The 25,601-nt window shown below is 41.1% G+C and carries 25 protein-coding genes; 14 read left to right on the plus strand and 11 right to left on the minus strand.

Annotated elements, in window-relative coordinates:
• From PR809_RS07665 to nadS, 9 genes are all read left to right on the plus strand, one after another.
• Positions 1–191 (plus strand): hypothetical protein (locus PR809_RS07665; RefSeq protein WP_272524502.1); only part of this gene is annotated, 191 nt, incomplete at its 5' end.
• Between the two features lie 11 nt (positions 192–202).
• Entirely contained in the window at positions 203–1,288 is a 1,086-nt protein-coding gene (gene rsxD, locus PR809_RS07670; RefSeq protein ID WP_206276065.1) for an electron transport complex subunit RsxD, read from the plus strand.
• A gap of 10 nt (positions 1,289–1,298) precedes the next feature.
• On the plus strand, positions 1,299–1,928 hold the full coding sequence (gene rsxG / locus PR809_RS07675) for an electron transport complex subunit RsxG (protein WP_102138604.1): 630 nt from the start codon (positions 1,299–1,301) through the stop codon (positions 1,926–1,928).
• On the plus strand, positions 1,928–2,644 hold the full coding sequence (locus PR809_RS07680) for an electron transport complex subunit E (protein ID WP_102138605.1): 717 nt from the start codon (positions 1,928–1,930) through the stop codon (positions 2,642–2,644). Before rsxG ends, PR809_RS07680 begins: the two co-directional genes overlap by 1 nt.
• Positions 2,645–2,663: 19 nt before the next feature.
• The gene (gene nth / locus PR809_RS07685; protein WP_102138606.1) at positions 2,664–3,305 is read left to right on the plus strand and encodes an endonuclease III; all 642 of its coding nucleotides are present in this window, start codon (positions 2,664–2,666) and stop codon (positions 3,303–3,305) included.
• 138 nt (positions 3,306–3,443) lie between these two features.
• Positions 3,444–5,387: an exoribonuclease II gene (locus tag PR809_RS07690; RefSeq protein ID WP_102138607.1), complete on the plus strand. Its 1,944-nt coding sequence runs from the start codon at positions 3,444–3,446 to the stop codon at positions 5,385–5,387.
• 202 nt (positions 5,388–5,589) lie between these two features.
• Positions 5,590–5,808, plus strand: coding sequence for an osmotically-inducible lipoprotein OsmB (gene osmB, locus PR809_RS07695; protein ID WP_102138608.1), 219 nt, complete (start codon positions 5,590–5,592; stop codon positions 5,806–5,808).
• 151 nt (positions 5,809–5,959) lie between these two features.
• Entirely contained in the window at positions 5,960–6,292 is a 333-nt protein-coding gene (locus tag PR809_RS07700; RefSeq protein ID WP_166264951.1) for a type II toxin-antitoxin system RelE/ParE family toxin, read from the plus strand.
• A 1-nt stretch (position 6,293) separates the two neighbouring features.
• Positions 6,294–6,578, plus strand: a complete 285-nt coding sequence (nadS, locus tag PR809_RS07705; RefSeq protein WP_166264948.1) for a NadS family protein — start codon at positions 6,294–6,296, stop codon at positions 6,576–6,578.
• A gap of 67 nt (positions 6,579–6,645) precedes the next feature.
• Here nadS and yciH read toward each other — a convergent pair whose 3' ends face one another.
• The 5 genes from yciH to PR809_RS07730 all read right to left on the minus strand — a co-directional run bounded on the left by yciH (position 6,646) and on the right by PR809_RS07730 (position 10,104).
• Positions 6,646–6,972 carry a stress response translation initiation inhibitor YciH gene (gene yciH, locus PR809_RS07710; protein ID WP_102138610.1) on the minus strand — a complete coding sequence of 109 codons (327 nt, stop codon included), beginning with the start codon at positions 6,970–6,972 and terminating at the stop codon, positions 6,646–6,648.
• A complete protein-coding gene (gene pyrF / locus PR809_RS07715; protein ID WP_102138611.1) occupies positions 6,969–7,694 on the minus strand; it encodes an orotidine-5'-phosphate decarboxylase in 726 nt (241 codons plus the stop codon). Before pyrF ends, yciH begins: the two co-directional genes overlap by 4 nt.
• Before the next feature lie 45 nt (positions 7,695–7,739).
• Entirely contained in the window at positions 7,740–8,912 is a 1,173-nt protein-coding gene (gene lapB / locus PR809_RS07720) for a lipopolysaccharide assembly protein LapB (RefSeq protein ID WP_102138612.1), read from the minus strand.
• A 6-nt stretch (positions 8,913–8,918) separates the two neighbouring features.
• Positions 8,919–9,236 (minus strand): LapA family protein, encoded by a 318-nt coding sequence (locus PR809_RS07725; protein WP_102138613.1) that lies wholly within the window; start codon positions 9,234–9,236, stop codon positions 8,919–8,921.
• Between the two features lie 145 nt (positions 9,237–9,381).
• On the minus strand, positions 9,382–10,104 hold the full coding sequence (locus PR809_RS07730) for a phosphatase PAP2 family protein (RefSeq protein ID WP_206276066.1): 723 nt from the start codon (positions 10,102–10,104) through the stop codon (positions 9,382–9,384).
• A 213-nt stretch (positions 10,105–10,317) separates the two neighbouring features.
• Between PR809_RS07730 and ribA the strand changes: the two genes are divergently transcribed.
• Positions 10,318–10,914, plus strand: coding sequence for a GTP cyclohydrolase II (gene ribA, locus PR809_RS07735; RefSeq protein WP_102138729.1), 597 nt, complete (start codon positions 10,318–10,320; stop codon positions 10,912–10,914).
• Positions 10,915–11,103: 189 nt separating this feature from the next.
• Positions 11,104–12,081, plus strand: coding sequence for a porphobilinogen synthase (gene hemB, locus PR809_RS07740; protein WP_102138615.1), 978 nt, complete (start codon positions 11,104–11,106; stop codon positions 12,079–12,081).
• Between the two features lie 110 nt (positions 12,082–12,191).
• On the opposite strand, the gene PR809_RS07745 is transcribed toward hemB, so the two are convergent.
• The 3 genes from PR809_RS07745 to cysB all read right to left on the minus strand — a co-directional run bounded on the left by PR809_RS07745 (position 12,192) and on the right by cysB (position 16,857).
• Positions 12,192–12,635, minus strand: coding sequence for a hypothetical protein (locus PR809_RS07745; RefSeq protein ID WP_166264942.1), 444 nt, complete (start codon positions 12,633–12,635; stop codon positions 12,192–12,194).
• A 296-nt stretch (positions 12,636–12,931) separates the two neighbouring features.
• Positions 12,932–15,604: an aconitate hydratase AcnA gene (gene acnA / locus PR809_RS07750; RefSeq protein ID WP_206276067.1), complete on the minus strand. Its 2,673-nt coding sequence runs from the start codon at positions 15,602–15,604 to the stop codon at positions 12,932–12,934.
• A 278-nt stretch (positions 15,605–15,882) separates the two neighbouring features.
• Positions 15,883–16,857: an HTH-type transcriptional regulator CysB gene (gene cysB / locus PR809_RS07755; protein ID WP_102138618.1), complete on the minus strand. Its 975-nt coding sequence runs from the start codon at positions 16,855–16,857 to the stop codon at positions 15,883–15,885.
• Positions 16,858–17,172: 315 nt separating this feature from the next.
• Here cysB and PR809_RS07760 point away from each other — a divergent pair, with 315 nt between their 5' ends.
• Positions 17,173–19,206 carry a M13 family metallopeptidase gene (locus PR809_RS07760; protein WP_206276068.1) on the plus strand — a complete coding sequence of 678 codons (2,034 nt, stop codon included), beginning with the start codon at positions 17,173–17,175 and terminating at the stop codon, positions 19,204–19,206.
• 308 nt (positions 19,207–19,514) lie between these two features.
• Here PR809_RS07760 and sodC read toward each other — a convergent pair whose 3' ends face one another.
• Together sodC and topA are read right to left on the minus strand one after the other, a co-directional pair.
• Positions 19,515–20,039, minus strand: a complete 525-nt coding sequence (gene sodC, locus PR809_RS07765; RefSeq protein ID WP_102138620.1) for a superoxide dismutase family protein — start codon at positions 20,037–20,039, stop codon at positions 19,515–19,517.
• Between the two features lie 320 nt (positions 20,040–20,359).
• On the minus strand, positions 20,360–22,966 hold the full coding sequence (gene topA, locus PR809_RS07770; protein ID WP_206276069.1) for a type I DNA topoisomerase: 2,607 nt from the start codon (positions 22,964–22,966) through the stop codon (positions 20,360–20,362).
• 290 nt (positions 22,967–23,256) lie between these two features.
• Here topA and PR809_RS07775 point away from each other — a divergent pair, with 290 nt between their 5' ends.
• On the plus strand, positions 23,257–23,514 hold the full coding sequence (locus tag PR809_RS07775; RefSeq protein ID WP_102138622.1) for a DUF2498 family protein: 258 nt from the start codon (positions 23,257–23,259) through the stop codon (positions 23,512–23,514).
• Positions 23,515–23,610: 96 nt separating this feature from the next.
• On the opposite strand, the gene sohB is transcribed toward PR809_RS07775, so the two are convergent.
• The gene (gene sohB / locus PR809_RS07780) at positions 23,611–24,657 is read right to left on the minus strand and encodes a protease SohB (RefSeq protein WP_206276070.1); all 1,047 of its coding nucleotides are present in this window, start codon (positions 24,655–24,657) and stop codon (positions 23,611–23,613) included.
• A gap of 179 nt (positions 24,658–24,836) precedes the next feature.
• On the opposite strand from sohB, the gene PR809_RS07785 reads away from it, so the two are divergent.
• On the plus strand, positions 24,837–25,601 hold the full coding sequence (locus tag PR809_RS07785) for a YciK family oxidoreductase (RefSeq protein WP_195697151.1): 765 nt from the start codon (positions 24,837–24,839) through the stop codon (positions 25,599–25,601).

The following is a 25,601-nucleotide window of genomic DNA, read 5'->3' on the forward strand; positions in this document are numbered from 1 at the left end:
CTGCCATTGCCCGTGCGAAAGCCAAAAAAGCGGCGCAAGCGGAACAACTTGCACAAGAAGAGCTCACCCCAGCAGCTGAACAACCCATTGAAGAGGAAACCGATCCTCGGAAAATTGCCGTTGCCGCAGCAATAGCGCGGGTAAAAGCCAAACAAGCACAAAAACAACATGAACAAACGACTACAGAGTAAGTGATAACGAGATGAAATTTAGGCCAATTGATGCGAAAAATCGCCGTTTAAAAATTGCTAGCGCGCCATTTACTCATAACAAACAAAGCACCAGTTTAGTCATGCTTTGGGTACTTTTAGCCGCAATACCCGGTATTGCTGCTCAAGTTTATTTCTTTGGCGTTGGAACCTTATACCAAATTATTTTAGCGATGCTAACAGCTGTTATCACAGAAGCGGTTTCTATTCGTTTACGCCGGCAACCTGTAGTTCCTGTGCTAAAAGATAATTCAGCCATTGTGACCGCACTATTATTAGCTATCAGCCTACCTCCGCTCTCACCTTGGTGGATGATCGTATTAGGGACATTTTTTGCTATTACCATTGCTAAGCAATGTTATGGTGGATTAGGGCAAAACCCTTTTAACCCCGCGATGGTGGGTTATGTTGTTTTGCTAATATCATTCCCAGTTCATATGACAAACTGGCTACCCCCGCATGAATTACAGAGTATGTCGATTTCAGCACTTGATAGCCTATCAATCATACTCAGTGGCCATACGCCAACAGGGATCACCCTCGAACAGCTACGAACGGGAATTGATGGCATGAGCCAAGCGACCCCGCTTGACAGTTTTAAAACAGGGCTACTGACTCACTCTATTTCTGAGGTTTTACAGCAACCTATTTTACAAGGTTCCTTAGCGGGTATTGGTTGGCAATGGGTGAATATTGGCTATTTAATCGGTGGTTTATTATTATTACAGCGCCGAATTATTAGTTGGCATATTCCTGTATCATTCTTAGGTACATTAGCGGTCTTAACTATTGTTAGCTACTTAGTTGATGATAGCCAACATGCATCACCATGGGTTCATCTGTTGTCTGGCGCCACTATGCTAGGGGCGTTTTTTATTGCTACTGATCCTGTCACTGCATCGACGACGCCTAAGGGGCGGATTATTTTTGGTGTGATTATCGGTTTCCTTGTTTGGGTGATCCGTGTATACGGTGGTTACCCTGACGCTGTCGCCTTTGCCGTGTTACTCGCCAATATTACCGTCCCATTAATTGATTACTATACGCAGCCTCGTGCGTACGGTCATGGACATAAGTAAGGATAACCGTATGTTGAACACGATGAGACGCCATGGGGTAACGTTAGCCATCTTTGCAGCAGGAACCACTGCGCTTAGTGCTGCTGTATACACGTTAACGAAAGGGACTATTGCTGAGCAAGCAGCTATTGTTCAGAAAAAACTACTCGACCAAGTAATACCAAGTGATTTATACGATAACGACCTCGCAAAAGAGTGTTATTTGGTCACTAATGAGGCCATACTGGGTAATAAACAACCTAGACGTTTGTATCTCGCCCGTAAAAATGGCGAACCTGTTGCTGCCGCATTAGAAACAACAGCACTAGACGGCTACTCTGGGGCTATACATCTATTAGTTGGAACCGATTTTCACGGTACCGTACTAGGTACTCGCGTAACAGAACATCATGAAACCCCTGGGCTTGGTGACAAGATTGAGACTCGAATATCTGATTGGATCACCTATTTTAGTGGTAAAAAAATAACCTCTGACAATGACCCTAAATGGGCCGTTAAAAAAGATGGAGGTGAATTTGATCAGTTTACTGGCGCAACAATTACACCCAGAGCAGTCGTCAACGCGACTAAGCGTACCGCTGTATTTATGCAACAAATTCCACAACAATTATCGAATTATCCACGCTGTGGGGACGAATAATGAGCGATTCATCTAAAGACTTATTAATGCAAGGCTTGTGGAAAAACAACTCTGCATTAGTCCAATTATTAGGGCTTTGCCCTCTTCTTGCTGTTTCATCGACAGCAACAAACGCATTAGGGCTAGGCTTAGCGACAACATTAGTCTTAGTTTGTACTAATGTTACCGTTTCTGCTTTACGCAGGTGGGTTCCTTCGGAAATTCGAATCCCTATTTATGTGATGATTATTGCGTCTGTTGTCAGCGCAGTACAAATGTTAATCAATGCATATGCTTTTGGTTTATATGAATCTCTTGGGATCTTTATTCCGCTAATCGTCACCAACTGTATTGTTATTGGACGCGCAGAAGCCTACGCTTCTCGTAATCCTGTTGGGCTATCAGCCCTTGATGGGTTTGCCATGGGCTTAGGTGCAACGGCGACCTTGCTTGTTTTAGGTTCAATTCGTGAGATTTTAGGAAATGGGACCTTATTTGATGGTGCTGACTTACTTCTAGGGTCTTGGGCCACCTCTCTTCGTATTGAAGTGTTACACCTTGATTCGCCATTTTTACTCGCTATGCTACCACCTGGTGCCTTTATTGGCCTCGCGCTACTCTTAGCAGCGAAGTATTTAATTGATGAAAAAATGAAAAAAAGAGCCGCACGACAATCCGGTATCCAACCCGAACGTGAATATGAAAAACAGCAAGGTTGCGGCAGCCATATTTCTTAACAGTGATATTTTGTGAGCAATGAATAAATCAAAACGCATTGAAATTCTAACTCGTCTACGGGATAACAACCCACACCCTACAACGGAGTTAGAGTTTAACTCCCCCTTTGAGCTGTTAATCGCCGTTTTATTATCAGCTCAAGCCACTGATGTGAGCGTCAATAAAGCGACAGCAAAGCTCTACCCAGTTGCTAATACGCCTGAAACTATTATGGCGCTCGGTGTAGATGGGATAAAAGAGTACATTAAAACCATTGGCTTATTTAATACCAAGGCTGAAAGTGTCTATAAAACCTGCCAAATTTTGATTGAAAAACACAACAGCCAAGTTCCTGAAAACCGAGAGGCCTTAGAGGCTTTACCGGGTGTCGGTCGCAAGACGGCAAATGTGGTTCTTAATACCGCATTTGGCTGGCCGACTATCGCGGTTGACACGCATATTTTCCGTGTCTGTAACCGCACTAACTTTGCCCCTGGTAAGAATGTCGTTGAAGTTGAAGAAAAACTCCTTAAAGTTGTACCAGCAGAGTTTAAAGTCGATTGTCACCATTGGTTTATTTTGCATGGACGTTATACTTGTATTGCCCGCAAACCTCGCTGTGGCTCTTGTATTATCGAAGATTTATGCGAATTTAAAGAAAAAATTTATCCAGAAGATTAACCACGGTACTATTTTTATAGGTTACAGATAATCGATATTTTTAATAAAGAATCTAGTCTGTAACGCATTTTTTCCTTGCTCTAAGACTTTGTCTTACGTAACAATAGAGCCAAACCCAACATCAATAAAACGGTAAGTATGTTCCAAGACAACCCACTGCTCGCGCAACTAAAACAAACATTACATGCCCAGACTCCACGCGTCGAAGGGCTGGTGAAAAGCACTGAAAAAGGCTTTGGCTTTCTCGAAGTTGATGGCCAAAAAAGTTATTTTATTCCACCGCCTCAAATGAAAAAAGTCATGCACGGTGACCGTGTTGTCGCTGCTGTTCATACAGATAAAGACCGTGAATTCGCAGAGCCAGAAGAACTGGTAGAACCTTTCTTAGACAGGTTTGTTGGGAAAATACAAAAAAAAGAAAATGATAACCGCTTATTTGTGATCCCTGACCATCCCTTACTTAAGGACATGATTTCTTGCCGCCCAGTCAATGGCATTACTCATGAATTTAAGCAAGATGATTGGGTGGTTGCACAAATGCGTCGCCACCCATTAAAAGGTGATAAAACTTTCTACGCTGAAATTACTGAGTTTATCACCGATGGTGACGACCATTTTGCCCCATGGTGGGTAACGTTACGCCGTCACCAATTAGACCGTGATGAGCCTCAAATGGTTGATAGCGAACGAGATGACCAAGGCATTGAACGCGTTGATTTAACTCACTTACACTTTACGACGATTGACAGCGCTAGCACTGAAGATATGGATGACGCACTCTATGTCGAAAGAATCGATAACGGTGACTTAAAACTGTATATCGCTATTGCTGACCCAACAAGCTATATCCCAGAAGGAAGCGAGCTAGATAAACTGGCTTTAGCCCGTGGATATACCAACTATTTGCCTGGTTTTAATATTCCAATGTTACCGCGCAAATTGTCAGATGACCTATGCTCTTTGCGCCCAAATGAACGTCGCCCTGCTTTAGTCTGCATTGCACTCATCAAAGAAGATGGACGCATTGATGATAACATTGAATTTTTCAGTGCTTGGGTTGAATCAAAAACTAAATTAGTTTATGACGAAGTCTCTGATTGGCTTGAAAATACAGGTAGTTGGCAGCCAGAAAATGATATTGATAAGCAACAAATTTTACTGCTTAAAGAAATGGCTGACAGGCGTTTGCAATGGCGTGAAAACAATGCACTCGTGTTCAAAGATCGCCCTGATTACCGCTTTGTATTAGATGATAGCGGAAATGTGGTTGATATCGTGACCGAACGTCGCCGCAGTTCTAATCGCATTGTTGAAGAAGCGATGATTACTTCTAACCTCTGTGCTGCAGCGGTACTAAAAGAAAAGCTAGGGTTTGGCGTATTTAATGTACATATGGGGTTTGAACCTCTGCAAATTGACCAAGTTGTTCAAACACTAAAAGACAATGGCATTGAAACAACGGCAGAATCGCTATTAACACTAGAAGGCTTCCGTCAACTACGTCGCCAATTAGATGCTCAGCCAACTCAATTCCTTGATAGCCGTATTCGTCGCTACCAAACGTTTGCAGAAGTCAAAGCTGATCCTGGCCCGCATTTTGGTTTAGGGTTTGATGCTTATGCGACATGGACTTCACCAATCCGTAAATACACAGATATCGTCAATCACCGTTTAATCAAGTCGATTATTGCGGGTAAACCTTCCGCGGATAAACCCTCCGAAGAGTTATCAATCAAATTAGCAGAACGCCGCCGTGCAAACCGTATGGCTGAACGCGATGTTGGTGATTGGCTCTACTCTCGTTACTTAAAACCTTTTGAAGGTACGGATACAAAATTCCCAGCTGAAATTATTGATATCACCCGTGGTGGAGTACGAGTCCGTTTAGTCGACAATGGAGCTGTCGCATTTGTTCCCGCCCCCTTCATTCATAGCGTTCGTGATGAAATCCAATGTAGCCAAGAAACAGGTAATGTTCTTGTGAAAGGTGAAATCGCTTATCAGCTTAATGATATTATCAATGTCACCATTAATGAAGTTCGCATGGAAACACGTAATATCGTCGCTAGACCTGCCGAATAATAACTTTTGTGCTACTCTTAAAAGACCATAGTTTTTGATACCTATGGTCTTTTATTCCTCTGTCTGTTATTTTTCAACCTCAAATTCGGTTAAGCGTTAAACTGCAGGCGTTTTCCCATATTTTTTCCTGATTATTCTTATTCGTAAATTTACCTATCGTGATATTTTATTAACTGTTAAATCTGCACTAAGGGTCAATAAAATGAACACAGTAAACAAACGTATTTTATCATTTGTGGTGGTAGCCACTGTCGCTATCAGTGTCAGTGCCTGTTCAAATATGTCTAAGCGCGATAAAAACACAGCGATTGGTGCCGGTGTAGGTGCTGTTGGTGGCGCGGTACTGACTGGCGGGAGCTCTATAGGTACCGTTGGCGGTGCTGCTATTGGCGGAATAATTGGCCACCAAGTAGGCAAATAAATCTCATCATCTCCTATAGCTGCTCCCCTTAATCTAGAATAGCGTTCCTCATGAACGCTATTCTATTTTTCATATCCGATAATCGATTAAACTATTGACGCCAAAAAGTGTACAAAGTACACTTATGATTAATACAAAGGGAGGGAACCCTGTGAGTCACGCAATTGAATTTATTGAAACCAGCTTTTTTACCAAACAAATCCAATCTATCGCCACACAAGAAGAACTTAGGATATTACAAAATGAACTTATCGCATGGCCAGATAAAGGCGATATCATCCAAGGAACAGGTGGGCTACGTAAAATTAGGATGGCAACAGGTAATAAAGGGAAAAGTGCAAGTGTACGCGTTATTTACTTCCTAGCTACAGCAGAAATTATTTATTTTATAATGGCTTACCAAAAAAATGTCAAAGACACGCTAAGTGACTTAGAAAAAGCAGAATTAAAGAAACTAACGAAATTACTAAAAAATGAGGTGTAAAATGAGTATATTCAACGAATTAAAAGCCTCTTTAGAAGAAGCTGTTGAAATAAAACATGGTCATCAAAAAGCCGCTAATGTTACTCGTTACGAAATTACTGATGTCAAAGCTATTCGAGAACAACTGAATGTCTCACAAAGCGAATTAGCCCATGCACTAGGCACGAGCATCGATACCATTAAAAGTTGGGAGCTTAAACGACGAAACCCAACAGGATTAGCGGCTAAAATACTCATCGCCATTAAGCGTAATCCGGCTTTGTTTGCTGAATTAGCAGAAATTTAATCATTTCAATCTTTATCAAATGAGTGGCTCTCTAATAGCCACTCATGATAAAAAACTCTCAAGTCAATCAGCCACCAGCTAGCTTAACTTGAAAACCTTTCGCCTCAAGGTACTGTTTGATAACATCACGTTTATCACCTTGAATTTCAACATTACCGTCTTTGACTGCACCGCCACAACCACATTTTTTTTTAAGATCAGCCGCTAGTTTAGACAATTCGCTGTCTTCAAGGTCAAGACCAGTTACAACACAAACCCCTTTTCCTTTACGGCCTGAAGTCTCACGGCGAATTCGCACAATACCATCGCCTTTAGGTCTTTCAACTTTGGGCTTATCTTCAGCAATACGCCCTGTCTCAGTACTGTAAACAAGACGACTATTTGAATCACTCATAGCAAACCTTCAATAGATTGATTGATTTGTTGTAATGTGACTGTTGGGTTTTCACTGCGCGTAATCGGACGACCAATCACCATATAATCGACACCCGCTTTTACTGCATCTTGTGGTGTCATGATACGTCGTTGATCCCCAACATCACTCCCCGTAGGGCGAATGCCTGGGGTAACTAATTTGAAATCAGCACCACATAGCTGCTTTAAGCGTTGTGCTTCATGGGCTGAGCAAACAACACCGTCTAACCCACATTGCTTAGTTAATAAGGCTAAACGCTCGGCATGATCTGCCGGTGAAGCGTTAATCCCAATACCGATAAGATCAGACTCATCCATACTCGTTAATACGGTTACTGCGGTAAGTAATGGTGCATCTTTGCCATAATGTTCAAGTGATTGACGTGCAGCTTCCATCATGCGAGCACCTCCACCAGCGTGAACATTAACCATCCAAACCCCCATTTCAGCCGCAGCCGCAACCGCACGGGCGACAGTATTAGGAATATCATGGAATTTCAAATCTAAGAAAATATCGAAACCACGCTCATGGAGTGACTTAACAAATTGAGGACCATTAAAAGTAAACATTTCTTTGCCTACTTTTAAGCGACAATCACGTGGGTCAATGCGATCCACAAAAGCCAAAGCCTCATTAGCATCTTCATAATCAAGTGCCACAATAATTGGCGAATGTGTGTGGTTCTCAGTTGAGGAAATCATTTCTTAGCCTTTAAAGAGTCGTTATTATTTAAGAAGGTGACGCTGTCACTGTCCATCCAGCCCGCGAATAGGCTTAATTGTGTCCCAAGAGCGACAAGATGGGCAATGCCAATATAATGCACGCGATGTAAACCCACATTTATGGCAACGATAATCGGGTTTTGTACGAATTTGTTCTCCTACCATTTTACGAAGCAAAATCAAACTTTCTTTTGCCCTTCCATCTTCGGCTTCTTCAAGATGGTAGTCCATTAAACGATAGAATAAACGCATGGTAGGATGGCGTTGAATTTGGTCATTAATATAATTTGCAGCAGCTTCATGGTTTTGTTTTTCAACAATAATATCAGCTAAATAAAGTTCTGCGATAGCCCCTGAATTACCTGCAACACACTGACGTAGGTAATCTTCCCATTCATCTGCTTGGCCGGTATGTTGGTAGCAATCAAACAGTAAAGGTAATGTTTCAGCGACTAGCTCTCTATCTTGTTCATAGACTTGTTTTAGAACATGAATCGCTTTATCGTAATTACCTTGTTCGATAAATAACCGCCCCTTCATAATTGAAACCCGAGCACAGTGGTTATCGGCTTGTTCTGCTTTATTTAACAATGTCAGAGCATCTTCAAGATCATCACTCGCGAGTTGTTGGGTCGCTAATTCGCAATAAAAATGGGCAATTTGCTCTCGTAGTTCTGGATGCCCTGATTTAACCAGTTTACCTGCTGTTTCAATGGCTTTAGTCCAGTCACTGGTTAGTTGGTAAATATTTAATAGGGATTGTAAAGCACTTTGTTTGAAATCAACTTCATCCGTTAATTGCTGGAACATATTTTCTGCACGGTCATAAACGCCTGCAGCCATATAATCTCGGCCAAGTTGTTGAGTTGCTAATAAACGTTGTTCAAATGATAAAGCGGCACTTTCCACCAGCGATTGGTGAATACGGATGGCACGTTCAACTTCACCTCGAGAGCGAAATAGATTTCCCAAAGTGAGATGAGCCTCAAAGGCGGAGCTGTCTTCATTTTTTAGCATGTCGAGGAACAAATCGACAGCTTTATCTTGTTGATTAGATAATAGAAAGTTAACGCCTGTCACATAATCACGTGACAAGCGATTCGCATGTTGTTGCTTATCTTGTTGAGCACTTCTGCGCCCCATATACCAACCGTAAGCAGCAGCAACCGGTAGCAGCAGAAACAGCAACTCGAACATACAGGATTATTCCTTGTTCTGAGTCGTCACTAATGAGGTTGATTCGGAAATATTATTTTCTCCAGCACCTAATTGTGATTCTAAACGTCTAATTTTACGACGTGCATTTTTCAGGCTAACAATGACCCGTAAATAAAACGCAGCACAGACTAGCCAACCTAGCACAAAACCGACACCAAAAAGTGATGCAAGAAGGGTTGATAATGAAAAATCCCCTTTTGCAATCAGGTAGTTAAATGTAATAACCTGATCATTGCTTGAACCTAGCGTAATCGAAATAATAAAAAAAGCGACCGCTAGTAATAAAATCAGAAAATATTTCACATTTATTCCCGTTATCAGTTCTATTCATCCAATAATATCTACCTGTTAAGGTAGCATTTCCAGCGCATTCAGACAAAGCAATTTATTTTATACAATGAGAGATTTAAGCTATATCCCCTCTAATAATGGTTAACTTGATGAAAGATTAATCGGCTTTGTTAAATACCCCCCATGTCCGCAAAATATAATAACCAAATATGGTAAAACAGGCACTGATGATCACGGAAGTAATTATATCAATAGGCCAATGCATGCCCAACAGCATACGGCTAAATGCAATACCCTCAGCCCAAATAGCAAGCCCTATCGATAACACATATAAACGTTGTTGCCAAAAGAGCGCGATTAAAAACAATGCCCAGCCAGCTGCAAATAGCATATGACCAGAAGGAAAAGAATACCCTGTTTCTGCTTGCCAATGCTTACGCTGCCATTTAGGTACATTTTCATCTTGTTTAACTGTGTCTTTAATTAATTTCGCTCGTATACTACGTTTTAACTCATAAAAATCTGATGAAGGAATTTGATATTCGGTTGCCAGCCATTCTACATAAGGGCGCGGCTCTTTAAATGTGCTTTTCAATGCGCTCTTCAAACCTTGTTGCAGTAATACAACGCAGATAAGAACAAACAGAATTTTTAGTCGCTGTTTCTTTTTTGAACGAAAAACAAATGCAACCGCCCCTAGAAATAACAGAGCCGTTAAAACACTGTAAGGCGCTCCCGCAGTGTCTGTCAGCCAAAGAAGCCATTTCATTGAGTTAAACTGGGTTTCTGGTGACCAATGCCAGCCTGTGATTATCATCAACATGGGCGGTGTCATTAATAACAATGCAAAAGCACAAACGACCAAAACAGTTTTTTTCATTCAATGTATTCCAAGTAAAGTTCTATTAAATATACAAATATTACATTCACACATTATTAACTCTGTTATAGTAATACAGTGTTGGTCGTGTGCAAAGAATACCAACCTCTATATGCTAAACGTCATATAGCATCGATGTAATATAGTTAAGCTACTTTATATCGATAAACGTTATTAATTAAGCAAGAGTTACTTTAACTAATGAAAGAAAATATGCAGCTAAAACGCGTTGCTGAAGCAAAGCTCCCAACACCTTTTGGTGAATTTTTAATGGTGGGTTTTGAAGAAATCGCAACCGGTCGTGATCATGTAGCGTTAATTTTTGGCGATATCTCTGGAAATACACCGGTTCTCAGCCGGATCCACTCCGAATGTTTAACCGGAGATGCGTTATTTAGTCTACGCTGCGATTGTGGTTTTCAATTAGAAGCCGCGCTCTCTCAGATTAGTAAAGAAGGCCGAGGAGTATTACTTTATCATCGTCAAGAAGGCCGAAACATTGGCTTGCTGAATAAAATTCGCGCTTATGCATTACAAGATCAAGGCCTCGATACGGTTGAAGCCAACATCAAACTCGGATTTAAAGCCGATGAGCGTGATTTTACCTTATGCTCTGATATGTATAAGTTATTGGGGATTAATGAAGTTCGCTTATTGACGAATAACCCGAAAAAAATCGACATCATGCGTGAAGCAGGAATTAACGTTGTAGAGCGTGTTCCACTGATTGTCGGCCGCAACCCAAGTAATGAACATTACCTTGACGTTAAAGCAGAAAAAATGGGGCACATGCTATTTAAGCACCAGTGATCTCACCAAAGGAAGAGTGTTCTGCTCTTCCCTTTGTTTCTCCTATTTCATAATAACCTCTCAAAGTGTGTCATTTATTGGCTACTATATTCACTTTCTTTCCATAAGGTTTATACTGTTAGCCATCTGATTACCCTGACGAATAAACTGAATTATTGAGGCTTATTCCGCATACTACCAGGAGATACTGTGAACAACCTGCATTCCATTCAACGCATGAGAAGATTGCGTAAAACTGAAAAACTCCGCACTTTATTCCAAGAAACACATCTTTCCGTTAATGACCTTTGCTTGCCAATTTTTGTTGAAGAGGAACTCGACGACTATATGCCAATCAATAGTATGCCGGGTGTTATGCGTATTCCAGAAAAACGTCTTGCTTATGAAATTGAGCGTATCGCAAATGCAGGAATAAAATCAGTGATGACCTTTGGAGTCTCCCATCATCTTGATGATAATGGTAGTGATGCATGGCAAGAAAATGGTTTAGTGGCACGTATGTCACGTATCTGTAAAGAAACCGTTCCTGAAATGATAGTGATGTCTGACACCTGTTTTTGTGAATACACCTCCCATGGCCACTGTGGAGTCATGCACGGCCATCTCGTTGATAACGATGCAACCATCCATAACCTAGGTTTACAAGCGGTTGCCGCTGCACGCGCAGGTGCTGATTTTATTGCCCCTTCTGCCGCAATGGATGGTCAGGTAGCGGCAATTCGCCATGCACTTGATGAAGCTGGTTTTACAGACACCGCAATTATGTCTTACTCCACAAAATTTGCTTCAGCGCTGTATGGCCCATTCCGAGATGCAGCGGGTTCATGTCTTAAAGGGGATAGAAAAACGTATCAGATGAACCCAATGAACCGCCGTGAAGCACTCCATGAGTCATTAATTGATGAACGTGAAGGTGCTGACGCATTGATGATAAAACCTGCGGGAGCCTATTTGGATATTATTCGTGATTTACGCGAACATACTCAATTACCTATCGGTGCTTATCAAGTCAGTGGCGAATATGCGCAAATTAAATTTGCTGCTCAAGCGGGTGCAATTGATGAAACGCGTGTGGCTCTTGAAACACTCGGGTCAATCAAACGCGCAGGGGCTGACCTCATTTTCACTTATTTTGCTTTACAATTAGCCGAAGCCAACGCGTTATAACCTCTTTCCGTTAAAGAAAACCGCACCACTGTACATAATTACAGTAGTGCGGTTTTTTGCCATTTTTGGTGAATAATAATACTTAAACTGCCTTACTTATAACCAAATGGCTATTTTACTCTTTGCAATTCAAGTTGTTGAGTTAAAGTTTGGGCATAATGCTTCGCCTGTTCTGCCGTTGCCAAACCGGCAATTAATAAATCTTGTTTACCCGCAGATGTCGTTGCAACCACTCCCCAGTAATCAACTTCAACTGTAATACTTTCAGGGTTTTGATCTGGCATTGGCAAAATATCAAAGTAGTCTTGTAATGGTGCAATAGTAATGGCGGTGTAATCTGCATTTAAGCCCAATGGAAATTCTTTATCTGCATATAGACGCAAATCATGAACTTCCGTTTCAGGTGTTCTCATCACAATAGAATATAAGTTAGGTATGTGCTCCAAAATGTCACGAACCTCTTCGTTCGCACCATCAAAATGGGATGTGGTTAATAAGATATCTGCTGCCCACAATGCCCCTTTATAGAAATCGGTTTCATTGATATCTGCCATACTCATTTCCTTTATAGTGTTTTCGATAAGCTCAGTCACATGGTGACCTGTACTAAAGCTATTACATTCAATTATTTTGCACAAAGAAACTTATTTATGGCGAACTTCACCCTATTTTCATTTAGCCTAGTTGCGACTATTTTCTCCTTTAATTTACCGTCTATTTAACACCATAACGTAGATTGCCATCAAAAATATTGAGAAAAAACAAGATTGATAAATAAGATTAAATATTAAAAAACAAAAACGCCCGTAGGATACAATCATACAGGCGTTTAGCTATTACGGTTTAATGATTAATGTAGCATCTGCCTTATCACATAATGCAAAATACCACCATGACGGTAATAATCCATCTCAGTTGACGTATCAATACGACAGCGAGTTATAACTTCCTTTATATCACCATTGCCATAAGTGATCCTCACTGTGATATCCTGCCCTGGGGTAATTGATTGTAACCCTGTGACATCAATGCGTTCATCACCTTTTAACCCGAGCGTTTTGCGAGATACCCCATCTTTGAATTCTAGAGGTATAACCCCCATGCCAATCAAATTAGAACGGTGGATACGCTCATATGATTCAGTAATAACGACTCTCACACCTAATAAATTCGTGCCTTTCGCAGCCCAATCTCGGCTAGAACCTGAACCGTATTCTTTACCTGCGATTATGGCCAGTGGGCGATTTTCTTGTTGATACAACATTGCCGCATCATAAATCGCCATTTGTTTGCCAGTCGGTATATGTAAGGTATAGCCCCCTTCAACACCGGGCACCATTTCATTACGAATACGAATGTTTGCAAATGTCCCCCGCATCATCACTTCATGGTTACCACGACGCGAACCATAAGAGTTGAAATCTGCGACAGCAACACCGTGCTCTTGCAGATATCGCCCAGCTGGGCTCTCTTTTTTGATATTCCCCGCAGGAGAAATATGGTCAGTAGTTACCGAGTCGCCGAGGATCGCTAAAATATTTGCACCATGAATATCGTTGACCGGTGCTGGCTGGACTTTCATCCCCTCGAAGAAAGGTGGATGGCGAATATAGGTTGAGTCTTCTTGCCAAGAATAAGTGGAAGAACTTTCAACTTTTAATGCTCTCCAAGCGTCATCACCTTCAAAAACCGCATTATATTCCTTACGGAACATATCTGTTTTAACTTGCTGTACAGCTTGCGCAATTTCAGCACTCGATGGCCAAATATCTTTCAAGTAAACATCGTTACCTGATTTATCGACACCGATAGGATCGGTTTTCAAGTTGATATTCATATTACCTGCCAGCGCATAGGCAACCACAAGTGGCGGTGATGCTAACCAGTTGGTTTTCACCAGTGGGTGAATTCGCCCCTCAAAGTTACGGTTACCTGACAGCACGGCACCAACAGTAAGATCTACTTGTTTAATCGCTTCTTCTATTGGTTCTGGTAATGGCCCTGAGTTACCTATACAGGTTGTACATCCATACCCAACAAGGTTAAATCCAAGCTTATCTAAATACGGCGTTAAGCCCGCAACGGCAAGATAATCAGTAACCACTTTAGAGCCCGGTGCCAATGAAGATTTAACCCATGGCTGGCGAACTAACCCTTTTTCAACAGCTTTTTTTGCTAATAGCCCCGCTGCCATTAATACACTTGGGTTCGACGTATTTGTACAAGATGTAATTGCTGCAATAACGACTGCGCCATCGGTTAACTCAAAGGTTTTATTTTGATATTTAACGGAAGGATAGCTTGATGGGGTTTTCTTGTTAACTTCTAACTCGACTGCACCGCGAAATGCTTTTGGTACTTGGCTGAGTTCAACTCTGTCTTGTGGACGTTTAGGCCCTGCTAAGCTGGACTCCACCGTTGACATGTCTAACTCAAGTGTACTGGTAAAAATCGGTTCATCACCTGCATAACGCCATAAACCCTGCTCTTTACTATAAGCTTCCACCAGCGCAATTTCATCATCACTGCGCCCAGTTAAACGCATATAAGCCAGTGTTACTTCATCAACAGGGAAAAAGCCACACGTTGCGCCATATTCAGGAGACATATTCGCAATTGTTGCTCGGTCTGCTAATGGCAAATCGGCCAAGCCGTCACCATAAAATTCAACAAATTTACCCACTACACCATGTTGACGTAGCATTTGTGTCACGGTTAATACAAGGTCGGTTGCCGTTATCCCTTCGGATAATTTCCCTGTTAATTTAAAACCAACAACATCAGGGATCAGCATTGAAACCGGTTGGCCTAACATCGCGGCTTCAGCTTCGATACCACCGACACCCCATCCTAGTACACCGAGCCCGTTGATCATGGTTGTATGGGAGTCTGTCCCGACTAAGGTATCCGGGTAAGCATATAATTTACCGTCAATTTCTTCATGCCATACCGCCTTACCTAGGTATTCTAAATTAACTTGGTGACAAATACCGGTACCCGGTGGCACCACTTGAAAACGGTTAAATGCTTTTTGCCCCCAACGTAGAAATAAATAACGTTCATGGTTACGCGCCATTTCAATTTCAACGTTATCATCAAAAGCAGATTGCGTGGCAAACTCATCCACCATAACAGAGTGGTCAATCACTAAATCAACGGGAGACAACGGGTTCACTTGCTCAACATTACCGCCCAGTGATTTAACCGCTTCACGCATCGCAGCAAGGTCAACAACCGCCGGGACTCCGGTAAAATCTTGCATGAGAACACGCGCGGGGCGATAAGCAATTTCCCTATCTGCATGCGCGTTTTTTTGCCAGTCAATGATAGCTTGTAAATCTTGTTCTACAACTGAGCTCCCATCAATATGACGTAATAGGTTTTCGAGTAAGACTTTTAATGACTTAGGTAACTTAGTCCCCTCACCGAGCTTTTTTTCAGCAAGCGCTAAACTGAAGTAATTATACTGCTTGTTTCCAACATTGAGTGTCGAGGCACTCGTTGTTTTTAGACTCAACGACATAACTCCTCCTTGGTTTTTATGGCTATGGCAATATGTGTATTTACCACTATTATTTTTTGTTAACCAATTGTAATCATAGTTGCTCTAGAGATTTGATTTATAGATTTTGTGCCAAATATTGAATTTATCTCTATTAATAATAGGAAATTTAAGATAAGAAGGGAAATAAGTCAGAAAAAAACCGAGAACACCAGCTAGGTATTAATAATAAAAACCCTAGAAATACGATCACTAGGGTTCCTTCTTACAAATTAAGACAATGCAAAAATATAAAGAAATTAAATAATAGGCAGTTTCATATCTTTAAAAAATTCTTCAATTTCGTCATTGTTACGAATAGCAACCGCTTTATCGACCACATCACGCGTTAGATGCGGTGCGAAGCGCCACATAAAATCATACATATAACTACGTAAGAAACTGGTACGCTTAAAACCGATCTTAGTTGTGCTATAGCTGAACTTATCACGCATATCAATTACAACTAAATCGCTATCACTAACAGGATCAACCGCCATACTCGCAATAATACCAATCCCTAGGCCTAATCTAACGTAGGTTTTGATCACGTCTGCATCGGTTGCGGTAAAAATAATTTTAGGCTCAAGACCAATTTTCTGAAATGCCACATCTAATTCTGAACGACCAGTAAACCCATGGGTATAGGTTACAATTTGATATTCAGCAATATCCTCAATAGTGACATTTTTTTTCTCCGCAAGTGGATGGTCTTTTTGCACAACCACACAGCGATTCCAATGGTAGCATGGCAACATAATCAAATCGTTATAAAGGTGTAATGCTTCGGTTGCTATCGCAAAATCACTGTTACCTTTGCAAACTTCCTCAGCGATTTGCGTTGGTGAGCCTTGCTGCATGTGCAATGAAACATGTGGATAACGCTCAATAAAACCTTTGATGGTTGGAGGCAAAGCATAGCGAGCTTGTGTATGTGTCGTGGCAATACTCAAGCTGCCTCTATCTGGATAAGTATGTTCCCCAGCAACCGAGCGGATCGCTTCTATTTTTGATAACACTTCGCGAGAGATCCGCACGACTTCTTCCCCTGCAGGGGTAACATGCGTTAAGTGCTTACCGCTACGTGCAAAAATTTGGATCCCCAGCTCATCCTCAAGCATCCGCACTTGTTTACTGATACCGGGCTGCGATGTAAAAAGCCCCTCAGCAGTTGAGGAGACATTCAAGTCATGGTTAACCACTTCAACAATATAACGTAATTGCTGCAATTTCATATTTCAGTCTACCTCATACATGGATAGTGTGCTTTTGCTATCTATAGCTAAAGAATATTAGATATAATCAAAAGTTATAATGGACTAATTTGATATAACAAATATAACATCATTATCATAAGAATAAACAGTATGATGATAAAATTTCATCTAAGTGCTATCCACAACGATGAAAAGCAGTAAGATTCTGCAAAGACGGATTAACTTTATTTCATTATGTGCTTCAATAAGTGAAATGAATTTTGCAAGGCCCTTACTGCAAGGTTTAACGTATTGGAGTGGATATCGTAATTCTCAACGAAGAGAGGTGGTTACATGCGTTTGAATGTTTTGGCTTTATTAATTGGTATGTCAACTATTTCTTTTGCCCCTACGCTATTGGCGAAAGAAGTCAGTTATGGACAACAAAAAATTGTTTTGTCTGATGCAATTGAACCCGGAAATGATTTTTATCGTTATGTTAATGACGATTGGATAAATAAAGCACAAATCCCTACTGGTATGCCACGCATTAACTCTTTTGTGGAATTATATTTAAACACAGAAAAACAAATTCAATCGATTATTGACCAACTACAGCAGATCCCTGAAAACAAGCTCACGCATAATCAACGAAATATTCGAAATTTATACCTCAGTTACCTGAATGAAAAAGCTATTGAGCAAGCTGGAATTACCCCAATAAAATCCGATTTAGATGCCATTTCTAAAGCTAAAAACCATAATGATATTAGCAAATTAATGACACAACCCGACTATAAATCGCTGATTTCCTACTGGGTAGACTTAGATGCCAAAGCACCTGATACCTATGTACTTTATATCGGCCAAGGCGGTTTAGGGCTACCTAACCGTACTTATTACCTCGATAACACACCGCAAATGGAAGATATTCGAAAAAGTTATATCGCTTATATCGCTACCATGCTAGAGCTAGCCGGTGAAAAAGATGTCACACAAAAAGCACAGAAAATTTTTGATTTGGAAAAAGCAATTGCAACTGTACATTGGAGCCCTGAGGCCCGCCGTGACACGATCAAAAACTACCACGCGATGAGCTTGACTGAAATGAAAAACCATACACAAGGTTTTGATTGGGATAGCTTTATTACTAGCCGAAAATTAACTGATAAACAACTTGAGAAAGTGATCGTTGAAACCGACAGCGCAGTGGAACAAACCGCAAAAATTTTTGCAGATACCCCAGTTTCAACATTAAAAGATTACTTAACCTTTCAGTACATTAGTGAACATGCACGTTATTTAAACCAAACCATCGCAGATGCGCAGTTTGATTTTTACTCGAAGAAACTTAATGGTATTGAAAAGCAACGCACCCGCCAAGAACGTGCGTTGCAAACCGTTAACTCACTCCAAGGTGAGCCTTTAGGGCAAATTTACGTCGAACAATATTTCGACCCACAAGCAAAAGAAAAAATTAAAGATTTGGTCAGTTATGTGAGAGGAACATTTAATTCACGCTTAAAAGTCAATGACTGGATGGATGAGCCCACTCGCCAAGAAGCCCTTAAAAAATTGGAACAATTTACGGTTAAAGTGGGTTATCCCGATCAATGGAATGACTTTAGTTCGATTAACCTCAAGCCCGATTCATTATTAGAGAATTATAAGCAAGTTCTAGCTTGGTCATATGATGATATGATTGGCAAAATTGGCCAACCTGTTCGTCAATGGGAATGGGGAATGACGCCACAAACAGTCAATGCCTATTTCAACCCAGTTCAAAACGAAATTGTATTCCCTGCAGCTATTTTGCAGGCCCCTTTCTTTGACCCTAATGTTGACCCTGCCTATAACTATGGTGCAATAGGTGCCGTAATCGGCCACGAAATGGGCCATGGTTTTGACGACCAAGGTAGTCTATATGACGGTACTGGGCAATTACGTAACTGGTGGAGTGAGAGCGCCAAAACTCACTTTAAAGAAAAGACCGCTAAGCTTGTTGATCAATATAACGCATTTACTGTTGATGGTTTAAATGTAAATGGCGAGCTTACATTAGGGGAAAATATCGGTGACCTCGGTGGGTTAAATATTGCCTTGAGTGCTTATAAACAATTCGCCAAAGAAAACTATCCAAATGGTGAGGCCCCAATTATTGACGGAACAACTGGGTTACAACGTTTCTTCATCGCTTGGGCTCGTACATGGCAAGAACTGTCAAATAAAGAATCTGAACGTAATAAGATTATGACTGACCCTCATAGTCCTAACCAATTCCGTGCTAATGGTGTAGTACGCAATATTGATGACTGGTACCAAACATTCGGTGTTGATAAAAATAACACACTGTATTTGGCGCCAGAGCAACGTATTCGTATTTGGTAATTTATCAATGAAAAAAGAAGGCTCGAGATTTAACTTGAGCCTTCTTTTTATAGCTAGGCGCTAAGCCCTAGGAGCATACATCAGTATGTAACTAAAATCAGAAGCTTAAATAACAACTCTGTTGTTTAAATCACTTTCTAATTAATGCAATACTGTCGTTTAAATTACTTTATAATCAATACAATACGCTAAATAGTTCAAGTTGTGGCTAGGCAGCAAGCGGCGCTAAGCCCTAGGAGCATACATAAGTATGTGACTAGGGTTAGCAAGCGCAGCTAACAACGCCACAGCTTGAAATATGACGCGTATTATTTGATGACGCCGCAGGCCATTCTAGCCCCACCACCGCCTAACGCTTCTGGATTATCAGAATAGTTATCACCACCCACATGCACCATCAATGCACGATCTTGAACATCTTTGAGTGATTTTAAACGTGGTGCTAATACCGCATAATCAGCATTACCTTGGCTATCGGCAACTAGGCCAGGTAAATCGCCTAAATGCCCTGTATTATCATAAGGACCTTTATGGACACCTGTTTTAGCTGTGTCTAAATGACCACCTGCTTTTAATGCTGGAACTGATTTACCGTCTTTTTCTCCGGGTTCACAGCTTGGGTTTTCATGAATATGAAACCCATGAATGCCAGCTTGCAGGCCCGTTAATTTGGGCGTGAACAGTAATCCATATTCCGTTTCTGAGATAACAACCTCACCTATTGCTTTACCATCACCTGTTGGGGTCGCTTCTTTTAATACAACAGTAGATTGAGCAGCGTATGCTGTCCCCGCTGTCAATAATGCAGCCAGTAAACACATTTTTAACTTCATTTTGCCTCCGGTGTATAACTTTTATCTATCATTCCATCGACTTACCTAAACACCTTAACAAGGTAAGAACTATTACTGTCAATTGATAACCACAACGACTTTATCTTAAGTTAACACAAATTAGTTATCACTTTGGTGCTACATTTGAGTTTAGTTAAAAATTGGAGGCTATATCACAATGAACGATAAGAAATGAAAGAAATGATGGTATAACAGTGAGTTACTCACCGGCAGGTATTGATATGAAATAGACAAGTTAACAAAAAAGCCAATCAAATTAAATGATTGGCTTTTTTTTTCTTGAAAACAAAAGAGAACAATTATTTCTCTTTCACTTCCCACTTACCGTCAACGTAGAATGCACTCCAACCCGTTGCTTTGCCATTTTTTTCTGAAGAAACATATTGTTGCTTCGTTTTACGGCTAAAACGGACGACCGTTGGGTTACCTTCGCCATCTTCAGCTGGTGCTTCCGCCAAATAAGCAAGTTTTTCAGGTAAACGGTCTTTAAAGCGTTGTAATTCTGCAACTAATGGTGCACGTGTTTCCCGTGATTTAGGGAATGTATTTGCCGCAAGGAAAACCCCAGCTGCGCCATCACGTAACACAAAATACGCATCGGACTTTTCACATGGAAGTTCCGGGAATGGAACCGGATCTTCTTTCGGTGGTGCGACTTCACCACTTCGTAAAATTTTACGCGTATTTTTACACTCTTCGTTGATACACCCCATGTACTTACCAAAACGCCCCATTTTCAGGTGCATTTCCGAACCGCACTTGTCACATTCAATGACTGGGCCATCGTAACCCTTAATACGGAATTCGCCTTCTTCGATTTCATAGCCTTCACATGCCGGGTTATTACCACAGACATGTAATTTACGGCCATTATCAATCAAATAGCTGTCCATCGCGGTGCCACATTTTGGACAACGACGTTTTGCTCTTAACGCATTAGTTTCCGCATCATCCCCTTCAAGCACATTTAAGACTTCATCTTCAGGGATAAGGTTGATTGTTTTTTTACAACGTTCTTTTGGTGGTAAAGCGTAACCAGAACAACCTAAAAATACCCCGGTTGACGCGGTACGAATACCCATATGGCGTTCACAATCAGGGCAAATGATTGAAGTGATCACCATTGGATTGGTGCGCATTCCACCTTCTTCCGGTTCTTTTTCAGCAACGTTTAGCTGCTTACTGAAGTCAGAGAAGAATTCATCTAACACCGCTTTCCATTCGGCATCATGATTAGCAACGTGGTCAAGTTGGTCTTCCATACGCGCAGTAAAATCGTAGTTCATCAGGTCGTTAAAGTTTTCCTCTAATCGATCGGTTACGATTTCACCCATTTTCTCTGCATAGAAACGACGATTTTCAACTTTGACATAACCTCTGTCTTGGATCGTCGAAATAATCGCTGCATACGTTGAAGGACGACCAATACCGCGTTTTTCTAGCTCTTTAACCAAAGATGCTTCACTAAAACGTGCTGGCGGCTTGGTAAAGTGCTGGCTAGGCAATAACTCAGTTAATGACAATTCCACACCAACTTGTATTGGCGGTAATGTTTTATCTTCATCATTTTTACGCAATGCAGGCATGACTTTCGTCCAACCATCAAAGCGCAGAGTACGCCCTTTGGCTTTTAGTTCAAAATCCCCTGCTTTGACCGTTAAGGTTGTTGAATCATATTTCGCAGGTGTCATTTGACACGCCACAAATTGATTCCAAATCAATTGATACAACCTTTTCGCGTCGTTCTCCATGTCTTTTAGTGATTCAGGTAAAACATCGACACTCGAAGGACGAATGGCTTCGTGCGCCTCTTGCGAATTATCTTTACTACTATAAACATTCGCCTCTTTTGGCAGGTATTTCGCGCCAAAATTATCATTAATATAACCACGAACCATGTCGAGTGCATCTTGGCTCAAGTTTGTTGAGTCAGTACGCATATAGGTGATGTACCCAGCTTCATAAAGGCGCTGAGCCATCATCATGGTTTTTTTCACGCCAAAACCTAAACGGGTACTGGCGGCTTGTTGTAGCGTTGACGTGATATACGGTGCGCTCGGCTTGCTTGACGTCGGCCTATCTTCACGGTCAACAACCGAAAAACGCGCTTTCTCAAGGAGCTTAACCGCTGCTTCTGTTTGCGCTTTATTGACCGGTTTAAATGCCTTACCACCTTGTGAAGTAACTTCCATACGCAAGTTAGCGACATCTTTATCCGCTAAATCGGCATGCAGTTCCCAATATTCTTCAGGAACGAAGGCTTTAATTTCCCTTTCACGTTCAACAATGAGTTTCACTGCAACGGATTGGACACGACCAGCAGATAAGCCTCGAGCCACTTTTTTCCACAACAGTGGAGAAACCATGTAACCCACAACTCGGTCCATAAAACGACGCGCTTGTTGTGCGTTAACTCTATCTATGTTTAATTCCCCAGGACTATCAAATGCCTGAGTGATCGCATTCTTCGTAATTTCATTAAATACAACTCGACTAAAACGAGTATCATCTCCACCTATCACTTCGCGTAAATGCCACGCAATGGCTTCCCCTTCGCGGTCCAAGTCCGTTGCGAGGTAGATGTGATCAGCATCCTCCGCCAGTGATTTAAGTTCAGAAACTACTTTTTCTTTACCAGGTAGAATTTGATAATTCGCTTTCCAACCCTGGTAAGGGTCAATCCCCATACGCTTAACTAATGCGTCACGCGGATCTTTTTTTACTTTCTTTGTTTTGTCGGTAGATGAGCCTGTACTCTTTTGTGAGCCGGTTTGTGAACCAGAGCCGCTTTTCGGCAGATCACGAATGTGGCCAACGCTGCTTTTTACAACGTAGCCACTGCCAAGATACTTATTAATCGTTTTGGCCTTTGCCGGGGACTCCACTATAACAAGAGCTTTACCCATATTTACCTTTACCTAAATATCAATAATGGCGCATTTCTACATTAAAATGCGCAAAATGAGGATCTCTTTTTTATATTGCGACACAATCACAATATATCAATATATTTTTAAACAATTATTTGTGTTGAAACAAAACTTATAAATTCAATCACGTTATTCTAAAAAGCACAAAGTGTCTTCTAGTCGACTGATTTTAACCATATAAAGATGTTTAGCCATAATTGAAAACCACACACTCTACCTGATAAAATGCTAGAAGCAACCAATTATTTTTTCAAGGAAGCCAACTTATGCAAGACAGTTTACCATTCATCACAAAGAAAGAGTTACTTGAAAAAGCTAATGATATCATAAAGAAACATGATGATTACATTCATGGTATGTTTGTTGATACCGTTGAGCAACATCGAGGTACTCTGGTATTTAAAGGGGAGTTCTTCTTGGATGAGAACAATATTCCTACTTTAAAGAGTACAGCTGCTTTTAATATGTACAAGCACCTCGCTCATGTACTATCAGAACAATACCAATTGAGTGATAATAACTAGTTAACACGTTTGCTCTTTGTATAAAATTTACCGGCTAACAAGCCGGTAAATTAATAGTAGATTTAAAAACGCTTATTCGCTAGGCGAAATTCAAAATTACAAGAGTGGTTTTTGTCCGCGTTGCCACCAGCGCAATAATAAGTTATCCACGCTCTTTGCCGCGCTTCCCATAAACTTATCCATCATTTTTTTACTTAATACATAACGAATACTAACTATTTCCTTAGTATCAATTGCATTAATAATAAAATCATCACTAACACCGATATTATCCACTAACCCTTTATCAAGCGCCTGTGAACCATACCAATACTCCCCCGTTGCAACAGCGGAAATATCTAAAGATGGGCGATTTTGATGCACAAATTGTTTAAATAATTCATGTGTTGAATTTAAATCTTCGACAAACTTCTTACGGCCTTGCTCCGTATTCTCACCTAACATGGTCAATGTGCGTTTGTATTCACCCGCAGTATGAAGTTCTACATCAACATCATGTTTTTTTAGTAACCGATGGATATTCGGAATTTGAGCGACAACACCGATCGAACCAATAATGGCAAATGGCGCTGCAATGATTTTATCTGCAATGCAAGCCATCATGTATCCGCCACTCGCCGCAACTTTATCAACCGCAATAGTCAGCGGGATATTTTTTTCTTTGATCCTTAATAATTGCGAGGCTGCTAAACCATAACCATGAACCATCCCTCCAGGGCTTTCAAGTCTTAGTAAAACCTCGTCTTGTTGATCAGCAACTGCAAGAATAGCACTGATCTCTTCACGTAAAGAAGCGACTTCACGGGCATCCATGCTACCCTTGAAGTCTAATACATATAAACAAGGCTTTTTAACCCCTGTTTGGCCTAACTTAGCCCCTGTTTTCTCACTTTTTGATTTTGCTTTCTGCTGTTTTTTAAATGCTTTTAGCCACGCTTTATGTTCTGATTCATTCATTTTTATCTGTTGCATTTGGCGCTGACGCTCACGATAACTCTCACCTAAATCTGTGATTTTCAAAGCACCTTTTGCCTCTTGTCGACGCATGCCTACGCCAAACACAAAAACAGCTAGCAAAACCACCGCCACCAAAATTGTGACGATTTTTGCTAAAAATAGCCCATATAATGAGAAATACTCCACAATCTGATCCTTTTGATGTTTATCTTCAATACAAAAAATAATCTCACGATTACGCGCAAACAACCAGAAAAAAACAGAGTTAGCACGACAAACTTCGTTAATAACTATGTTAGATTAGCCAATTATCGCAATCAGTGCGATGATAACCATACATGCTAATCACTATAGTAGGAAAGAATATGCTCCAATATCAGCCTAGACAAGACCTATTGAAAGGTAAAACAATCCTTGTGACTGGTGCCGGTGATGGCATTGGCCGTGAAGCGGCACTCACTTATGCTCGCTATGGTGCATCCCTTATCCTTGTTGGTCGAACGCAGAATAAATTACAAGCCGTTAGTGATGAAATAGCGGCATTAGGTGGAAAGAATTCGCCGTGCTTTACGTTAGATTTATTAACAGCAACGATTGATGACTGCCATTCACTCGCCTCGCAAGTTGCCTCCATTGCACCTTATTTAGATGGCGTTTTACACAATGCTGGAATACTTGGTGTGGTTGCCCCTATCACTGAGCAACCAAGCGACCTCTGGCATGATGTTATGCAAATAAATGTTAATGCCACATTTATGCTAACCCAAGCTTTGCTCCCTCTATTGCTCAAAGCACCTAATGCCTCATTGATTTTTACCAGTTCAAGTGTAGGTAAACAGGGTCGCGCGGGTTGGGGAGCCTACGCTGTCTCCAAATTTGCAACTGAAGGTTTGATGCAAGTGTTATCCGAAGAATATAAGCAGAGCAATCTTCGAGTAAACTGTATTAATCCAGGCGGTACTCGAACCGCAATGCGAGCAAGTGCATTCCCTGACGAAGATCCACTTAAATTAAAAACCCCTACCGATATCATGCCTATTTATATCTATTTGATGGGTGATGATAGCCTGCGTAAAACAGGGGGAAGCTATGATGCTCAACCAGGGCGAAAACCGGGTGCTGCGGAGTAA

This window comes from Providencia sp. PROV201 (genome assembly GCF_028479545.1).
Classification (GTDB): Bacteria; Pseudomonadota; Gammaproteobacteria; order Enterobacterales; family Enterobacteriaceae; genus Providencia; species Providencia huaxiensis.

Excerpts from the sequence above, each read along its gene's own strand:
- rsxD (WP_206276065.1), top strand. The coding sequence starts at position 203 with ATGAAATTTAGGCCAATTGATGCGAAAAATCGCCGTTTAAAAATTGCT.
- rsxG (WP_102138604.1), top strand. The coding sequence starts at position 1,299 with ATGTTGAACACGATGAGACGCCATGGGGTAACGTTAGCCATCTTTGCA.
- PR809_RS07680 (WP_102138605.1), top strand. The coding sequence starts at position 1,928 with ATGAGCGATTCATCTAAAGACTTATTAATGCAAGGCTTGTGGAAAAAC.
- nth (WP_102138606.1), top strand. The coding sequence starts at position 2,664 with ATGAATAAATCAAAACGCATTGAAATTCTAACTCGTCTACGGGATAAC.
- PR809_RS07690 (WP_102138607.1), top strand. The coding sequence starts at position 3,444 with ATGTTCCAAGACAACCCACTGCTCGCGCAACTAAAACAAACATTACAT.
- osmB (WP_102138608.1), top strand. The coding sequence starts at position 5,590 with ATGAACACAGTAAACAAACGTATTTTATCATTTGTGGTGGTAGCCACT.
- nadS (WP_166264948.1), top strand. The coding sequence starts at position 6,294 with ATGAGTATATTCAACGAATTAAAAGCCTCTTTAGAAGAAGCTGTTGAA.
- yciH (WP_102138610.1), bottom strand. The coding sequence starts at position 6,972 with ATGAGTGATTCAAATAGTCGTCTTGTTTACAGTACTGAGACAGGGCGT.
- pyrF (WP_102138611.1), bottom strand. The coding sequence starts at position 7,694 with ATGATTTCCTCAACTGAGAACCACACACATTCGCCAATTATTGTGGCA.
- lapB (WP_102138612.1), bottom strand. The coding sequence starts at position 8,912 with ATGTTCGAGTTGCTGTTTCTGCTGCTACCGGTTGCTGCTGCTTACGGT.
- PR809_RS07730 (WP_206276066.1), bottom strand. The coding sequence starts at position 10,104 with ATGAAAAAAACTGTTTTGGTCGTTTGTGCTTTTGCATTGTTATTAATG.
- ribA (WP_102138729.1), top strand. The coding sequence starts at position 10,318 with ATGCAGCTAAAACGCGTTGCTGAAGCAAAGCTCCCAACACCTTTTGGT.
- PR809_RS07745 (WP_166264942.1), bottom strand. The coding sequence starts at position 12,635 with ATGGCAGATATCAATGAAACCGATTTCTATAAAGGGGCATTGTGGGCA.
- acnA (WP_206276067.1), bottom strand. The coding sequence starts at position 15,604 with ATGTCGTTGAGTCTAAAAACAACGAGTGCCTCGACACTCAATGTTGGA.
- cysB (WP_102138618.1), bottom strand. The coding sequence starts at position 16,857 with ATGAAATTGCAGCAATTACGTTATATTGTTGAAGTGGTTAACCATGAC.
- PR809_RS07760 (WP_206276068.1), top strand. The coding sequence starts at position 17,173 with ATGCGTTTGAATGTTTTGGCTTTATTAATTGGTATGTCAACTATTTCT.
- sodC (WP_102138620.1), bottom strand. The coding sequence starts at position 20,039 with ATGAAGTTAAAAATGTGTTTACTGGCTGCATTATTGACAGCGGGGACA.
- topA (WP_206276069.1), bottom strand. The coding sequence starts at position 22,966 with ATGGGTAAAGCTCTTGTTATAGTGGAGTCCCCGGCAAAGGCCAAAACG.
- PR809_RS07775 (WP_102138622.1), top strand. The coding sequence starts at position 23,257 with ATGCAAGACAGTTTACCATTCATCACAAAGAAAGAGTTACTTGAAAAA.
- PR809_RS07785 (WP_195697151.1), top strand. The coding sequence starts at position 24,837 with ATGCTCCAATATCAGCCTAGACAAGACCTATTGAAAGGTAAAACAATC.